Below are 14,666 nucleotides of genomic sequence, written 5' to 3'. Positions count from 1 at the left end.
GATATTCCTCGTGGATAGTAGATAGCGGATAGTGGATACGCGGGTGGCTGTGTTCTTTACATTCTGCTGGTGTGTTGTCAGGCATGGTCTTGCTCGTCTGTGGATTCAAAAACTGGCTGTTTCAATTCAGAGGGCGTGGCCAGGCGGCGGCGCAGGAATTCGGCCACTTCCACCAGCACGGGCGCATGTTCACGTAGTGACGCATGCTTGACACCGGCAAAGCGGGCCACCTGGGTGGGCACGCCGACCGCGATCAGCGCTGTCGCATATTTTTCTGCTTCTACATGCAAGACATCATGCTCAGCCGTGGCGATGAAGGCCGGGGACAAACCACCCAGGCGACGCGATTCCAGCGGCGCTGCATACGGATGCAACCTTTGCAAAGACATAGGCAGATACTGGCGATAACAATTCGCACATTCCTGCGGTGTCATATCGGATTCCAGTTGTTTTGCGTCACCCAGACGTGTCATGCTGGGATCAAGCATGGGACCGATCAGGGCCTGGGCCAGTATCGGTGGGGCATTGCGGTCGCGGGCAATCAGGGTCAGGCAGGTAGCCAGGTTGCCACCGGCATCATCGCCGGCGACAGCCAGACGGCTGGCATCGGCATGGATGCTGGCGGCATTCTTGCCCACCCAAACCATGGCTGCATAAGCATCTTCCGGCGCAGCGGGAAAAGGTTTGGCCGGTGCCAGTGCATAATCAACCGACAAGACCAGGGCATTGCTGTTTCTGGCAATGAAGCGTGCCGGCACATCGGCGTCATGCAGCGACCCGCTGATGAAGCCACCGCCATGGAAATACAGCACCACGGGCAAGACTGCATCACCTTGTGGCCGGTACAGGCGCACAGGGATGGAGCCCAGCGGGCCAGGGATAAGAAAATTGCTTATATGCAAAGCTGGTTCAGCCGTTTTGGTGATCTTGCTTCTTGTTTTTCGGGCAATGGTACTTGTTGCGTTCATCATGTCGTCGCGGATATCCGCTCCAGGGATTGAGGATTGGAACGAATAGTAGGCGCTACCCGTTTCGGGATAAACACCGATAATCCAACATCACTATTCCACCAGGTCGACTAATCAGAGCCCAAAATGCATTTATACTGGCTACACTTAAAAATCACTCAACGCGTCTAAGCTTTATCAAATGTCATCTCCGGCGTCATGAAGGGAATCAATAATGGACCGCTTTCAAGCAATGCAGGTATTCACCCGGGTGGTGGATTCAAACAGCTTCACCAGGGCCGCAGACAGTCTGGGCTTGCCACGCACGACCGTGACCACGACCATCCAGAACCTGGAGAGTCTGTTGCAGGTGCGCCTGCTGAACCGGACCACGCGCCGCCTGAGCCTGACGCCGGATGGAGCCGCCTACTATGAGCGCTGCGTGCGCATCCTGGCGGATGTGGATGAAACCGAAGCCTCGTTCCAGAATGTGGCACGCGGGCCGAAAGGCCAATTGCGCATTGATGTACCTACCTCGATAGGCAAACTGATATTGCTGCCGCAAGTCTGCGAATTTTATTCACGCTACCCCGACATCAAACTGGTCATGGGTATGGGTGACCGTATGGTGGACATGGTGCAGGAAGCCGTTGACTGTGTGATACGGGTGGGTGAACTTCAGGATTCCAGCATGATCGCCAGACGTATAGGCACCTTCCAGAGCATCACCTGTGCCGCCCCCGATTATCTGGATACCCATGGCGAACCGCAAACCATAGATGATTTGCAGCACCATCAGGCCGTGCATTATTTTTCCAGCCGCACGGGCCGTAATCTGGACTGGGATTTCATCGTCGATGGCAAAACCATAGATGTCACCGTCAATGGCAAGATTTCTGTAAATGATTCTGAAGCCTATATCGATTGCGCCATCAAGGGCTTTGGCCTGATACAGGCGCCACGTTTCATGCTGATGCCGCATCTGCAATCGGGCGCACTGCGTGAGGTATTGCCGCAATGGACGCCAGCGCCCATGCCTATCTCTGTCGTGTATCTGGCCAACCGGCATTTATCACCCAAGGTACGCGCCTTTGTTGACTGGGTGGCAGAACTGTTCCCGCGCTGCCCATTGTTCAGCGGACGTGATGCAGAACTGTTGAACGGCATGAGCGAATGTGAATTTGCCGGCAAACAGGATCAACAACGCAGTACGGGCAATACCCTGCGCGCCGTGCTGGAGCATCAGAATATCGCCGAAACGGTGTTTTAATTAATCTGCGCATTTTCTAGTCAAAAAACGGTGGATAGCTGTCTGGCTATCCACCATTTTTATTTGCACCTGAATTACCAGCCTATGTCGCTGCGCAATTCTGGTTTGATGCAGGCTTATTCAACAGGCAGCGCTCTTACCGTATAAAACTCGCTGGCTATTTTCCAGTGACCGTTGACCTTCAGCAGGTGCAGCAGTTTCCAGCCAAAGCCCCCTTTTTGTGTGCCTGCCTCTTTGGTAATAAAATCCAGTGACACTTGTGCGAGTGCACCGTCCTGATTGATTTTCACATTGAAGAATGCCTGTTCCAGCTTGCGTCCGCTACCAAAGACACCCTCACGAAAATCTGCATAGCGACGAGTATCCAGCGCATCGCCTTTGTTAACAATATCAGGCACACCGCGCACTGCCATGAACGGTACTTTTTCATCCAGCAGCAATGTAGCGAAGGTCTTGCCATCGCCGTTACTGACTGACGTGGTATAGCTGTTGAGCAAATGCTCGATGGCCAGCTTGTCCTCGGCAGTGCTCAGGTAATGCGATTGAAAATCAACTGGCGACGGAAGCGACGCAGCAGCGACACTGGCCATCGTCATGCTGCTTGCAAGAGTAAGTAGAGAAATTAATTTCATGGCTTTCATTCGGCAAAGTTTATTCGTTCACTATAGCCAGACATCAAGCATTAATAAATCGAATATTCATAATGCAATGCATTACAAACTCTAATGCATGAATCGCCTGAATGCGGCAATGAAAATTCTCAGCACAGGGATACCAAGGTTTTGCAGCCAGCAAACAACGCATGACTTCAGGATGCATGATTTTCGCGACACAAAGACCGCACGCCAGCAAGACAAACCAACAGGCCCCGACACTACTCAAATCTCCCCTCCACAATGCAGCCGCTGCCTTTGAGAATTTGTTTTAATTAAATATATTATTTTCTTTACATCCCAGGCCTTTGTGTCTTTTCCGCGTTAACAGCGACATGACTTTCCTTGACAAAGGGAAAAGAAATACCTATAACGTGAACTGGTATTGGTTGGACCAATTTTCATTTGGCCCAGCCAATATCAGTTTAATCCAAAAAATTACATAATCATAATATTTTATTAGGGGACTTTTATGACTGCAATCAATGCAATTCGTTGCCATGCCTTAACCGCAACATTACTCATATTTTCTGCCTCTGCTGGGGCACAAACTCTGGCCACTGGCGACAGCCGCACAGTAACCGAACCGACCTATCCAGGTGTTTGCACCACGATCCCGGCCAAATTTACCAGCTCGCAACGCGCGTCCCCACCATCCACTGACGACACAACACGTTTGCAAAATGCCCTGGACAGTTGTGCTGGAACGGGGAAAAGCGTGGTACTCGCGGCATCAGGCTCAAACAATGCTTTCTACAGCAATAGCCTGAACGTCAATGGCGCAGCGCTGGTCATTAATTCCGGCGTAACCTTGTATGGAAATAATAGCTATGCCAGCAACGCGCAATTCATCTTGTTCAATGGCAGCAATGCTTCGTTGATGGGGCCGGGTGTCGTTGACGGGCGTGGCGATATTCTCAGTGGCAGTGCGCGCCTGGTGCAAGCCAAAAACATTACGAACTTTACTGTCTACAACGTCACCATCAAGGAATCCGTTTTCCCGAATCTGTATGTCGAGGGCGGCAATGGTTTCACCGCATGGAAGCTGACAATACGCACACCATCGACCCGCACCAATGCTGACGGTATTGATATTGACAGTCTCACCAATGCAACGGTCGCAAATTCTTCCATTGAAGCCGGGGATGATGGCATTGCAGTCAAAACCAACTCTGGTGATGCCTCAAACATCACTGTCAGAAATAGCCAGCTTTACGGCACGCACGGGCTTTCCATCGGTAGCATATACAAAAATACCGTCTCAAATATCCTGTTCAAAAATAACTATGTGTACGGCGCGGACCTTTCCGGAACCACATCAGCCAACGCCAATGCCATCAACATCAAAACCGGCCCCTGTGCTTTGACGGTCAGCAAGGTTAGTTATGTCAATACCTGTATTACTGGCGCAAAACATCTGGTTATCATGGATACCAACTACCATGCATGCCCTGTCTCTGGCGGTACACCATCGCTGTCAAACATTGTTGTCAATGGTGCCTATGCAACTTCATCCGTATCTGGCGCCTATACCCGCATAGCTGGCCGCAACGCCAGCTTTCCGGTCAATGCTTATCTGGCACATGTCAATCTGGACGCGACTGCACAAAGTGGTGACCAGTATGCCAATGTCGGACTCGATAGTTCGAATGATGTTCCATCCGGCACGGGCGTTACTACCAGTAACTTTACGATGAGTGGCGCTGTTCCCAGCTGCACGTTCTGAATTCTTCCTCCCGCTCAATTTAATCTTGCTCAATCGAGTGGGTGAACAGACATCTGACCCAAAAGCACATAAAGCACATAAAGCAGTGACCTTAGATCACGGCAATAGCCGGGATACGATCATCGTGTCCCGGCACAAGGAGACAATATGAAACATAAAAATAGCGCATGGAAAATTGCGTTGACCGTCGCATTATTATTGAACAGTGCGGCAAGCAATGCCATTACGAAAGTAACCGTTGGTGGTACAGGTGCAGGTCATTACACGACCATTCAGGCCGCCGTCAACGCATTGCCGTCCAACGGTGGTGAAATCGATGTGACAGCCGGAACCTACACCGAACAGGTGACGATTACCAAACCCAATGTACGCCTGGTGGGCCAGGGCGCACATGCTAGCTCTACCGTTATTACCCAAAGCTATTGGGCGCAAAAATCCAACGGCAGCGGCGGAACTGTAGGCGACAAGGGTTCATCAACAGTCATCGTCACAGGCGCAGGTTTTTTTGCCAACAATATCACCATACAAAACACGTACACGCAGGATGGGAACGCTGAAACACAGGCACTTGCACTGTATCTCGCATCTGATAAATCCGTACTGCGCAATGTACGCCTGATAGGCCGGCAGGATACCCTGTATGTCGGCAGCCTGGGTTGTTCTTCCACGACCTGCACTCCAGCCCGCTCTTACTTTTACGGTGTAACCATCGAGGGCAATGTCGATTTCATTTTTGGTGATGGCGCCGCTGTCTTTGATAATTGCGTTATCGTTGCTGACCAACATGGAAGCCTGGGCGGAGAAGTCACCATTACTGCGCAAAACAGACATTTCACGAATTACCTTAGTGGCTATGTTTTTTATAACAGCACCATTTCCAGCAATCCGCAGACCGGTCTGACGAATGCTTTCCTGGGTCGCCCATGGGGTGCATTGGCATCGAATATATTCATCAACACAAATATACAGGCACCAATCAATGCAGCAGGAATGATTGAATTTACCCCAGGGTCCACCAACAATTTGCCAACATCGTACTTTGCGGAATACGGATCTTCCGGACCTGGTGCCGCAGGTTTCACTGCAAAAAAACGTGAAAAATATACCGTCTACCTCACGTCTTCCCAGACCACGCAGTACCAGCCAAACAATTTCCTGGCTGGCTCTGACGCCTGGGTTCCCACATCTGTCTTCTAAGTCGCTGCCGTATTTTTTGCATCAGGTTTTTGTATAAAATTTTTTCCGGGGTATGGGCTGGATACCGCATTCCAGCCCATGCCCATATCGATCAAACCGGTAATTTATACTCACTCGCATGTCGACTTCACTCAAAGAACAAGCCAAGAAACACTACGGAATAAATGTCCCTGTCACCATTGCGCTAGTCATGGTTTTGCTATTGATACGCTATTTCTGGCAGGATGAGCCGGAAGACATTGCACCGATACGTGCAAAGCCAAACCTGTCCAGCATGGTCTTTGGTCCGGGTCAGATGGCGCCGTCAGGTAATACTGCAGAAATTGCATTTTCTGCGAATTTTTCTGCGATTGACAGTCGCTTGTTGCCTACCGGGCTGGCAACAGAAAATCAACAACTCGTCGTCAATAGTGCGCTACTGGACATCATCAATTTTTTCTTGCTGGAACAAGTTTCGCCAGACCGTGCAAGTGCATTGCGCAGCCACCTCAAAAGTATGTTGCCACCGACTGCCTATACGGAAGCAATCATCATCGTCGAACACTATCAGGCCTACATGAAGGCGCACGACGACTTACTTGCAGCGCATAATTTCAGCGGTAACGGTAAAGATATCAGCTTGCAAGATATACGACGTATCAGCACCTGGCGTGATCAGCGAGATCGCCTGCGACTCGGCTTTCTGGGTGAGGTAGTCGTGCATGCGTGGTATCAGAATGATGATGCGCAGTTAACGCAGATATTAAATGAATTGACACAACTAAAAGACACATCGAGGCAAGAGAAAACGCCTGACATGCCCTCATCTGACGAGCAAACAGGCGCTCCCCGTCCACCAAGTTGGTCCAACAAAAGCGATGAATTGCGTCATGACCTATACATGCAATGGGTGTTAGGCAAGGCAATTCGCAGTTTCAGCAATTGGGCTGGCACAGGGCCACAACTGGCAAACCGGCTGACCAGCTACCTGAATGCTGCCGGCCAGATCAATCAGAATCACCAGCTTAATTTTTCTGAACGCGTTATTCAAACACAGGAACTCCTGATCAAGTCTTTCCCCGTTGAAGCAGAGCGACAACGGGCACGCGATTTAATGTTTCCGTCGCATTGAACTCGTGAGTATTCCCATATTGCTCTTCATTCTTGATTGATTATTATCTTAAAGGATAGGCCTGCAAAGACAAAATAACAGATAGGGCTTACTATAAATGACTGTCAATATCTCAGAGCCACGTATTTATGTGTGCTCTACATTTCGAAATCTGTTAACTGATCCCAGCCATGAAAAATCTCGACATAGGATTGCTGAGGACATTCTTACATGTAGCCGAGACCGGCAGCATGACCTTTGCTGCGCAAAGGCTGCACATGACGCAGGGCGCGGTCAGTCAGCAGATCAAACGGCTGGAACAAATGCTGGACCGGCGTGTTCTGGATAGAGGCAAGAGTGGTGTGTATCTGACGGTTGAAGGCGAACGCTTGTTGATCAAGGTACGCACTCTGGTAGAAATGAATGATGAGATCCTGTCAGCGCTGACAATCACAGAAGTGACGGGCACCGTACGCATGGGAGTACCGCACGATCTGATGGTCATGCATTTGCCGAACATCTTGCCTTCGTTTGTCAAAGCCTACCCATCGGTAGAAATATCTCTGATGGCAGGTTCATCCACCGAATTAACGAAGAGCTTTGACAGCGGCCTGCTGGACCTGGCCATCATTGAAGAACCTGCTACCCATGCCAGGGGTGAACTATTGGCGATGGAAAGACCAGTCTGGGTAGCCAGGCGGGATGGCATCGCCTGGCAAAAACGGCCATTACCCCTCTGCCTGGTGTCAGAAACCTGTGTATTCAAACCCACGGTCATGCGGGAACTGGCCAGAGCCGGCATAGAATGGCGCAATGTTGTCGATTATCCCAGTATAGAAGCCATTACCGCCACCGTGCAGGCAGACCTGGCAGTGACTGCCTTGCTGCCATCGACAGTGCCGCCCGGGCTGGACATACTTGGTTCAGAAGCAGGTTTACCCTTACTGGATGAATTTGCCATCAGCCTGCGCTTGCCTGCCCACGGGGCAAGTGCCGCCTGCCTGGCACTGGCGGAGGCGATACGACTTGCTTATGCTGTTGAAGAACATGACACCTGACTTGTTTTGATTGCCGGGGATATGCGCCCCAACCTGCTGTTCACAGTATTCATCCACCAATATGCACGGGTAAGGTCAGCAAACTCTCCAGCCGGTCTACCGTACCAGGAATGCGTTCCAGACGCGGATAGCGTAGCGAACCCGTGTAGTTGATACTGACGGTACGGGTTTTGCCATCTGCCATGAAAGTCAGTTCTATCGCTTCCTTTGATACCGCTGCCGCCTTGATTACCTGCTTCAACACGGTATCCGAGTAGGCTTCTTTGCCGACATTCAGCAAACGCGCGCCCAGGCTGATACCGGCGCGGAAAGCCGGTCCTTCCCAGCTCACGCTGCTGACTATGCCTTTGCTGTTGACCGTGAACCCCAGTGATTGAGAAAAATCGGTCGCACCTGTGTCGACTTCCATCTTCGTGAAATAGTCTGTAGGCTCATCCGTGTAAATCAGACGGTAGCCGCTGCGTGTCAGGCCATCAAGTGCATGACTGGCATCGTGCGCCTGCAGGCGGGTAGTGAAATAGGCAGCCCAGTCATAGGGCACAATATGATTCAATCCTTTGCAGATATCGGCGAAGGTATAGGTGCTGACAACACTGTTTGCCTTGCTGCCACCAAAGAAACTGCCCGCAAAATCGGCCAGCCCTTTTTTGCCGGATGTGCGTTCGCGCATCAGCATTTCTACATCCAGCCACAGCATCACGCCTTCGACATAATAATCTTCACGCCGTTGCCAGTCACGCCAGCGCACTGAAGATTTTCCACCTGCCATATAAATGGGATCAATGGTGCTGTCTTGCAGCGACTTCCATTGCCTGCCGACGCGGGCGCTGACAAATGCCGCATCCATCGCCAGTGCATCCAGGCTTTGCTGGCGCGTCATGAAGCCCAGGTGCGACGTCAATATGCGCCCCCAGAATTCTGTCTGTCCTTCATACATCCACAGCAGGCTGCCGCGCATGGGCATGTTCAGATTGGGCGTCCATAAATCGGCAGGCTGGCGGAAGCGCCCATTCCAGGCATGTGCATATTCATGCGGATGCAGGCTGGCAATGCGTAATTGTGCGTCGGGGTTGCCAAAGAAATCAGCGGGCAGATTGATCTCGGTCGATTCCGAATGTTCTGCCCCACCGCCAGAAAATACCACATCCGATAAGCTCACCAGAAAATCAAAATGTGGATAAGGCTCCCCCCGGAACAGCCTGGGCATAGCCGTCACCATCGTTTGATATTTGCTTAAAAAATCCGGAGTAATGGCAAGCGCTGCTTCCGAATCCCCCACCAGGTTCAGGCGTACTGGCACTTTGGCGCCAGCAGTCGTCAGTTCTACCCGCTTGAAATATCGCCCTGCATACACGGGAGCATCCATCAATTTTTCAAAACTGGTTTGCTTGAAACTGACTTGATTGCCGTCAACCATATCACTATCAAGCGAAGTGGCGAACTGAAAATCCCTGGGCAAGGTAAGGGATGCATTGCTCGCGATATTACGCAGGTACCAGCCTGCCGGATACAGCGCAAGTTTGGACCATTGCAACTTCAATATATCTGGCGACAAACCGCGACTTGCAGGCAGTACCTGAAATTCAAGTCTGAGTTCAGGCACATTTTTTGGCACCGAGATATGAAAGGCAAATGGGTTCACCGCATCACGTTGCCATTCCAGTCTGGTATCACCTGCCATGATGATCAAACCTGCCAGGTCGGCCACCGATTGCGTTGCTGCATGGCTGGCTGTTTCCCATTCGGGATACAGCAAGACCATGGCACCACTTTTTTGCACCGGTATGGTTTGCCGTACACGGATGATCTTGTGCACGGTATCCGACGCATCTACCTGCAGCTTGATGACACCGCGAAATACTCTGTCGCGCGCTGCTTCTATCTGTGGCACCGGCGCTACGGTTATGGGCCCTGTGTTCACAGATGCGGCCTGCACCATGGCGAGTTGCGAAAAAGACAGGGCAAGGGCAGGCAGTATTTTATTCATGGCTAATCTGTCAATGGAAGTTTTCAGGCCGTTTTTGCAGCAGGAATTGAAACGGCCTGCGCATGGGTAGTGCTTGCCTGGTAATGCGTGTCAGGCCATTGTCAGGCCGTCTCTGTCTGAGAAAGTTCCGCAAAACAAAGGATCTACGGATGTTTGCATGCTTACCATTGATAATCTCATGCACAGGACCATTGCCAGAATTTGATTTGCCCGTTGCGGTGGTTTTTAAAAAACCCATGCGGGCACTGGCCCGGCGTTATCACCATACACATCCCACACGCTGTTTTCTGGTGCTAATGCTGCGGCGGCGACCATGGCAGCAGCCAGGTCAGGCCTTGCTAACGTGCGCTTCATGTCGAGGCGGTGATTAGCCTGGGCAGATAACATGGCGGCTGTTGCTGGTCTGGTCGTTTCAATTTCATTTTCTAATACATCAACCAGGCGCGGTGCACGCAAGATCACATACGGCAGGCCGCTATCGACAAGTGCCTGTTCCCTGTCCACGATATTCTTTTGCATGCCGCGCTTTGCCAGATTTAACAGAAGCCAGGTCAGTGATGGCTTGCCCGGCCCCATGACCGAGAGCAGGATAATGCGTGGTGGTTTTGTGTGACGATGTACACCATTCAGCACATTCACGAAACCATCAAACATCACCGAGCGTATCAGCTGTTTTGACGCAAATGCCTTGTGGATATCTACCGTAAAAAATACTGCTTCCAGTTCACCCGCCAGTGCTGCGGCAATGGCTTCCGGCTTGCCCACATCGGCAACGACAGGCTTGATAAATTCTGTTGCTGCGGGTGGCTTGCGTGCAATGGCACGCACGGTGTGGCCCTGACTTGCCAGCAAACGGGTAATGGCTAATCCTGTGCCGCTGCTGGCACCGACGACTGCGTACTCTTTCATATTCATTCTCTTTTCTTGTCGGACCTACACAAAACCGCCCCAACTGCGTTGCAGCGCCTAGCCGTACTATTCGTACTGTCTTCGTCGCTACGGTGGAGGCGGGGTTTCAGACAATATATTGTTTGCCGACGTAACGAACCATCCTTGCAAAGGTGGTTTCCTAAAGCATGGCCTTGCTGGGACAATTTTGTGTAAGTCCTGGGTTTTGTTTAGATGTTTTTCAGAACTGCTACCAACTGGCCATTCATGACAGGTGCGCTGGCAATAAAATTGGGGCTGGATAAAGTCCATGGCTTACCCGTCCAGTCTGTGACCTGGCCTCCAGCTTCAGTCACCAACAAGGCACCGCTGACCAGGCCAGACAAGACATTGCCATGCTGCCAGAATGCATCCAGTTGCCCGGTAGCGACTTGCACCAGTTGCATGGTGGCAGGTACTGCCATGCGTACCAGCAGTGCGTGTTCCAGCATGACCGTGACAGACTGGCCTATCTTGCTGTAAGCCAGCTTGCCTTCACCCGGCGTCGCCTGGCCAGTGCTGACCAGGGCAGCCGCCAGGCTGGGTTTTTGCGATACACGCAGGGGCTGGCCGTTCAGATATGCACCACCGCCAAGCACTGCCGTGTAAAGCTTTGCCGCCAGCGGTTCTGCAACAACCGTCAGCACAGGCACATTGTCACGCACCAGTGTTGCTGTCACTGCCCATTCAGTCGTGCCGTGGATATGATTGACATTGCCTTCTGCCGGGTCAGCGACCCACCATTCGCCCGCAGGCAGCGGGCCGCTGGACTTTTCATCGTCCAGCCATTGCGCACCGGGCCGCAGTGCCAGCAAGGACGCACGCAGTTGCCCGGTGACGGCAGTGTCATTGTCTTCTATCATCTTGATCAACTGCGGCAGGTCAGCAGGACGTGCATCAGGCTTGAAACGCTGGAGTAACAAGTCTGCTGCCTGGCGCACGGCGACTACGGTGTCATCCAGCAATTGTTGATCGCTTTTTTGTTGATCGTTTTTTTGTTGATGGTGGTTTTGTGTTTGCATGATTGTTTGCTTTCCTTAAGTTCGTTAAGTTCGTTAAGTTCAATAAAGTAGAGATATAATATGAGCTATCGCTCATTTTATAAACTCGCATTCATGCCCAAGCCCATCAGCAAAGCCGCTACCCCGCTGGCCCCTCGTAAAAGCCCCACGCAAGCCCGCTCTGTGGCGACCGTAGAAGCGATTCTGCAAGCTGCTGCTCACATTCTCGAAACTGAAGGGCTGAGTGCCTGCTCCACCAATGCGGTGGCAAGAAAGGCCGGCGTCAGCATAGGCTCGCTCTACCAGTACTTCCCCTCTAAAGATGCCATCAGCAGGGCCCTGATACTGGAACAGACCACGGCACTTGTCGAAGACGCAGAAAAAATAGACCTTGAGCAAGGCGGCCGCAAGGCACTGGAAGACTTGATCGATGTCGCCATCACCCACCAGCTAAAAAGACCGGCGCTGGCAAAAATACTGGATGCAGAAGAGCTACGCCTGCCAGTAGCCGAAGACCTCAAACGCCAGTCCACCCGCCTGCACAAAACCGTGCACGACATACTCTCTCAGGCCGATATGCCAGAAGGTGCAAGCGATACAGAAGTCATGGCCGACTTAATGGGTATCATCAAGGGCATGGTTGATGCGGCGGGTACGCGCGCAGGTTCAGAATCCCCCGCCAGCGCCGCCAATTTGCGCAAGCGGGTGCGACGAGCAGTGTTTGGGTATCTGGATGCGGGGGAGTGAATCCCTCGTGATGACAACAGTCTCGCAGGTTGATTCATTGCAAGGTGGCGTATAGTCCCGGTGCGCTGAGCGCACCATCTTTCACTGCATGTGCCAAGTTGCTACGCACAAAGCCTTGTCTCTTCAAAATTTGAACAAGGGGGACGGTGCGCGGAGCGCACCCTACGCCGGGAATTTCACCGCAAAAGCAGGAATAAATTTGCGGCCTCCAGCACTTCTCTGTGCCTCAGTGTCTCTGTGGTGAGCTTTCAGATCTTATATTTTTCGTCTACCAGCACGGTGCGTTAAAACGCATCACAGTCAAGCATGTTTCGCATATGAATACTGGTATCTCTGTGGCAGCGCGAAGGCGCATTACCGTCGTTGCAAGACTCGACTCTTTTGCTGTGATCATGCAGCCATTTCTGCGAACCGTTTAATAACGGGACGCTTTTGCTGCCTTGCCTGCCATAAGTCATAGTCTCTTTGCATACCTAACCACATACTGGCGCTGGTGCCGAGTGCGGCTTCGAAGCGCAAGGCCATATCAGCAGACAGATCACTTTTACCATGCAACAAACGCGACAAGGTAGTACGGTCTACCCCCAAATGTCGCGCAACTTCTGTCACAGAGCGGCCCTCTATGTACTCCTGCAACAACTCACCTGGGTGCGGTGGATTAAATTGGGTCAGCATCGTTTACTCCTAATGATAGTCTTGATAATCAACCAGAATCACATCAGTGTCTTCAAATCTGAAGGTCAGACGCCAGTTGCCATTCACTGTCAGCGACCAGTGGCCTTGCAAGTTGCCCTTCAGTGCATGCAGTCGCCAACTTGGGGCATTGAGATCTTCTGGCTTGGCGGCTTGGTGCAAGGCTGCCAGTTGCAATCTTAGCTTGCCAGCGTGATGTGCCTGTATCCCCGACTTGGTGCCAGTCTCAAAAAACAGCTGCAAGCCCTTGTGAGAGAACGATTTAATCATAAAAATAGTGTAGCGCATAACGCCACATTTATCAAGTTGAGCAAATACCGGCCCTTATAACGCATTGCGTCAATAAGAATGAGTGCGAGCAAAACTACCTGTTTTAGGACGTATTATCACAGAGCGCTCTTCACCGAACGCCTCCGCAATTTATAGCCAGCGACCTGAACTTTAGTCTGGTTCACAGAAACGCGAAACAGGCATATCATCCATCTACCTTTCGTATATCAGGGATCATGCCCAAGGTGGCATTTAAGCAGAATTTTACTGCCTTGCCAGATTGCTGTACCTGAAATATCTGATAAGCCTTAATGAAGGGCAAGCCGACCGCATCATGTGATCCATTTTTCGAGAAATAAACACCATGAATTCTTCATTGAAACCAGCTGTTTTATTATGTGCAGCCATCGCGCTTGCCAGCTCACCGAGTGCTTACGCAGCGGATAAACCTGCTGCTCCGTCTGATCTGGCACTTTCCTGCCAAAACCCGGTAAAGAAAGGCGATACTGCACAGAGCCTGAAGAAACGCTATCCAGGAAACACCACGGTGCAGGAAATAGATGGCGCGGAAGGAAGCACACAAAAAGTACTGGTCCTTTATCCACAAAACTTGATGAAGCCCTACAGGGTAGAAGTGTTTTTTGATGATGACGCAATGACTCGCCTTGTTTCCGTCAATATCAATATTGAGAAAAGCCAGTGGACTTATCAGGGTTTGAAGATACTCGATTCTATCCAGGCTGTTGAAAAACAAAACGGCAAGCCGTTCACCCTGTATGGCTTTGGCTGGGATTACGGCGGCCACGTCACCAGTTTCAATGAGGGCACTTTTTCAAAGCCATCCAGTGATTGCACGCCGCATTTCCGCTTCCAGCTACATCCTGGTAAAAATACGCCCAAGGCCATTCTTGGCGAACAAAAAATCAAATCCAACCTGGCCGCGGTAATCCAGGCCCAGCCTTATCTGAGCGAAATATCGCTTGATTTTGTTGAGCAGAAATAGCAAGCGCTTTTGCTAAGCTCAGCCAGCGTAAGCCCGTGCAGGTACGGTCGCGCACGCATAGTGCCAGAGTACCTGTCTGCAAAAAAAAACGGCTGCT

The 14,666-nt window shown here is 51.3% G+C and carries 14 protein-coding genes; 7 read left to right on the top strand and 7 right to left on the bottom strand.

The features are described 5' to 3' along the window. Positions 1-77: 77 nt before the first annotated feature. Positions 78-968, bottom strand: a complete 891-nt coding sequence (locus tag H8L32_RS05630) for an alpha/beta hydrolase (protein WP_230412065.1) — start codon at positions 966-968, stop codon at positions 78-80. A gap of 214 nt (positions 969-1,182) precedes the next feature. Here H8L32_RS05630 and H8L32_RS05625 point away from each other — a divergent pair, with 214 nt between their 5' ends. After that, positions 1,183-2,217 carry a LysR family transcriptional regulator gene (locus H8L32_RS05625; RefSeq protein WP_186946173.1) on the top strand — a complete coding sequence of 345 codons (1,035 nt, stop codon included), beginning with the start codon at positions 1,183-1,185 and terminating at the stop codon, positions 2,215-2,217. Positions 2,218-2,333: 116 nt separating this feature from the next. On the opposite strand, the gene H8L32_RS05620 is transcribed toward H8L32_RS05625, so the two are convergent. Continuing rightward, positions 2,334-2,849 (bottom strand): hypothetical protein, encoded by a 516-nt coding sequence (locus H8L32_RS05620; protein ID WP_186946172.1) that lies wholly within the window; start codon positions 2,847-2,849, stop codon positions 2,334-2,336. A gap of 493 nt (positions 2,850-3,342) precedes the next feature. Here H8L32_RS05620 and H8L32_RS05615 point away from each other — a divergent pair, with 493 nt between their 5' ends. The 4 genes from H8L32_RS05615 to H8L32_RS05600 all read left to right on the top strand — a co-directional run bounded on the left by H8L32_RS05615 (position 3,343) and on the right by H8L32_RS05600 (position 7,941). Then, positions 3,343-4,596: a glycosyl hydrolase family 28 protein gene (locus tag H8L32_RS05615; RefSeq protein WP_186946171.1), complete on the top strand. Its 1,254-nt coding sequence runs from the start codon at positions 3,343-3,345 to the stop codon at positions 4,594-4,596. Between the two features lie 147 nt (positions 4,597-4,743). Further along, on the top strand, positions 4,744-5,793 hold the full coding sequence (locus tag H8L32_RS05610; protein WP_186946170.1) for a pectinesterase family protein: 1,050 nt from the start codon (positions 4,744-4,746) through the stop codon (positions 5,791-5,793). Between the two features lie 118 nt (positions 5,794-5,911). Beyond that, complete coding sequence (locus tag H8L32_RS05605) at positions 5,912-6,904, top strand: hypothetical protein (protein WP_186946169.1); 993 nt, start codon at positions 5,912-5,914, stop codon at positions 6,902-6,904. Between the two features lie 170 nt (positions 6,905-7,074). Next, positions 7,075-7,941: a LysR family transcriptional regulator gene (locus H8L32_RS05600; RefSeq protein ID WP_186946168.1), complete on the top strand. Its 867-nt coding sequence runs from the start codon at positions 7,075-7,077 to the stop codon at positions 7,939-7,941. 49 nt (positions 7,942-7,990) lie between these two features. Here the strand turns inward: H8L32_RS05600 and H8L32_RS05595 are convergent, their stop codons facing one another. From H8L32_RS05595 to H8L32_RS05585, 3 genes are all read right to left on the bottom strand, one after another. Next, the gene (locus H8L32_RS05595) at positions 7,991-9,928 is read right to left on the bottom strand and encodes a M61 family metallopeptidase (protein ID WP_186946167.1); all 1,938 of its coding nucleotides are present in this window, start codon (positions 9,926-9,928) and stop codon (positions 7,991-7,993) included. A gap of 225 nt (positions 9,929-10,153) precedes the next feature. Further along, complete coding sequence (locus H8L32_RS05590) at positions 10,154-10,837, bottom strand: NAD(P)H-binding protein (protein WP_186946166.1); 684 nt, start codon at positions 10,835-10,837, stop codon at positions 10,154-10,156. Positions 10,838-11,046: 209 nt separating this feature from the next. Then, entirely contained in the window at positions 11,047-11,877 is an 831-nt protein-coding gene (locus H8L32_RS05585) for an inositol monophosphatase family protein (RefSeq protein ID WP_186946165.1), read from the bottom strand. Positions 11,878-11,937: 60 nt separating this feature from the next. Here H8L32_RS05585 and H8L32_RS05580 point away from each other — a divergent pair, with 60 nt between their 5' ends. Beyond that, the gene (locus H8L32_RS05580) at positions 11,938-12,603 is read left to right on the top strand and encodes a TetR/AcrR family transcriptional regulator (RefSeq protein WP_186946164.1); all 666 of its coding nucleotides are present in this window, start codon (positions 11,938-11,940) and stop codon (positions 12,601-12,603) included. Between the two features lie 390 nt (positions 12,604-12,993). Here H8L32_RS05580 and H8L32_RS05575 read toward each other — a convergent pair whose 3' ends face one another. Together H8L32_RS05575 and H8L32_RS05570 are read right to left on the bottom strand one after the other, a co-directional pair. Next, complete coding sequence (locus H8L32_RS05575) at positions 12,994-13,278, bottom strand: HigA family addiction module antitoxin (RefSeq protein WP_186946163.1); 285 nt, start codon at positions 13,276-13,278, stop codon at positions 12,994-12,996. 9 nt (positions 13,279-13,287) lie between these two features. Continuing rightward, positions 13,288-13,566 carry a type II toxin-antitoxin system RelE/ParE family toxin gene (locus H8L32_RS05570; protein WP_186946162.1) on the bottom strand — a complete coding sequence of 93 codons (279 nt, stop codon included), beginning with the start codon at positions 13,564-13,566 and terminating at the stop codon, positions 13,288-13,290. 364 nt (positions 13,567-13,930) lie between these two features. Here H8L32_RS05570 and H8L32_RS05565 point away from each other — a divergent pair, with 364 nt between their 5' ends. Further along, the gene (locus tag H8L32_RS05565; RefSeq protein WP_186946161.1) at positions 13,931-14,569 is read left to right on the top strand and encodes a hypothetical protein; all 639 of its coding nucleotides are present in this window, start codon (positions 13,931-13,933) and stop codon (positions 14,567-14,569) included. Positions 14,570-14,666 lie beyond the last annotated feature (97 nt).

The organism is Undibacterium hunanense (genome assembly GCF_014284335.1).
GTDB lineage: Bacteria > Pseudomonadota > Gammaproteobacteria > Burkholderiales > Burkholderiaceae_D > Undibacterium > Undibacterium hunanense.
Note: the sequence above shows the minus strand (reverse complement) of the source record. Positions and strands in the feature narration are given on the sequence as shown.

Excerpts from the sequence above, each read along its gene's own strand:
- H8L32_RS05605 (WP_186946169.1), top strand. The coding sequence starts at position 5,912 with ATGTCGACTTCACTCAAAGAACAAGCCAAGAAACACTACGGAATAAAT.
- H8L32_RS05625 (WP_186946173.1), top strand. The coding sequence starts at position 1,183 with ATGGACCGCTTTCAAGCAATGCAGGTATTCACCCGGGTGGTGGATTCA.
- H8L32_RS05620 (WP_186946172.1), bottom strand. The coding sequence starts at position 2,849 with ATGAAATTAATTTCTCTACTTACTCTTGCAAGCAGCATGACGATGGCC.
- H8L32_RS05595 (WP_186946167.1), bottom strand. The coding sequence starts at position 9,928 with ATGAATAAAATACTGCCTGCCCTTGCCCTGTCTTTTTCGCAACTCGCC.
- H8L32_RS05590 (WP_186946166.1), bottom strand. The coding sequence starts at position 10,837 with ATGAAAGAGTACGCAGTCGTCGGTGCCAGCAGCGGCACAGGATTAGCC.
- H8L32_RS05600 (WP_186946168.1), top strand. The coding sequence starts at position 7,075 with ATGAAAAATCTCGACATAGGATTGCTGAGGACATTCTTACATGTAGCC.
- H8L32_RS05610 (WP_186946170.1), top strand. The coding sequence starts at position 4,744 with ATGAAACATAAAAATAGCGCATGGAAAATTGCGTTGACCGTCGCATTA.
- H8L32_RS05565 (WP_186946161.1), top strand. The coding sequence starts at position 13,931 with ATGAATTCTTCATTGAAACCAGCTGTTTTATTATGTGCAGCCATCGCG.
- H8L32_RS05630 (WP_230412065.1), bottom strand. The coding sequence starts at position 968 with ATGAACGCAACAAGTACCATTGCCCGAAAAACAAGAAGCAAGATCACC.
- H8L32_RS05570 (WP_186946162.1), bottom strand. The coding sequence starts at position 13,566 with ATGATTAAATCGTTCTCTCACAAGGGCTTGCAGCTGTTTTTTGAGACT.
- H8L32_RS05585 (WP_186946165.1), bottom strand. The coding sequence starts at position 11,877 with ATGCAAACACAAAACCACCATCAACAAAAAAACGATCAACAAAAAAGC.
- H8L32_RS05580 (WP_186946164.1), top strand. The coding sequence starts at position 11,938 with ATGAGCTATCGCTCATTTTATAAACTCGCATTCATGCCCAAGCCCATC.
- H8L32_RS05575 (WP_186946163.1), bottom strand. The coding sequence starts at position 13,278 with ATGCTGACCCAATTTAATCCACCGCACCCAGGTGAGTTGTTGCAGGAG.
- H8L32_RS05615 (WP_186946171.1), top strand. The coding sequence starts at position 3,343 with ATGACTGCAATCAATGCAATTCGTTGCCATGCCTTAACCGCAACATTA.